The sequence below is a fragment of the Burkholderia sp. 22313 genome (genome assembly GCF_052045245.1).
Classification (GTDB): Bacteria; Pseudomonadota; Gammaproteobacteria; order Burkholderiales; family Burkholderiaceae; genus Burkholderia.
In genome coordinates, this window is record NZ_JBQEON010000100.1 from 1 (window position 1) to 325 (window position 325).

2 pseudogenes are annotated in these 325 nt (G+C 63.4%); both read right to left on the reverse strand.

Annotated elements, in window-relative coordinates:
* Positions 1-177, reverse strand: a pseudogene (locus tag ACTJKF_RS31460) (nitrate/sulfonate/bicarbonate ABC transporter ATP-binding protein); the annotation flags it as partial.
* A 22-nt stretch (positions 178-199) separates the two neighbouring features.
* A pseudogene (locus ACTJKF_RS31465) lies at positions 200-325 on the reverse strand (ABC transporter permease subunit); the annotation flags it as partial.

Consider the following 325-nt stretch of genomic DNA (forward strand, 5'->3'; position numbering starts at 1 on the left):
GAGCAGCCCGACGATCTCGCCTTCGCGCAGCGACAGGTTCGCATCGTCGAGCACGAGCAGCTCGCCCTGCGTCTTGTTGAAGCCGCGGCAGACGTGATCGACACGCAGGATTTCCTCACCGAGGCGCGGGGGCTGGGACGTCTGGATAGGGGCGTTTACAGCATTCGGATTGTGCATCGCGTTTCGCTCTCGATCGGTCTCAGTCGAGCCGCAGCTTCGCTTCGGCGAAGGCATACAGCGGGCGCCACAGCAGGCGGTTGAACAGGGTAACGAACAGGGACATCACGGCGATGCCCAGGATGATCTTCGGGAAATCGCCGGCGGC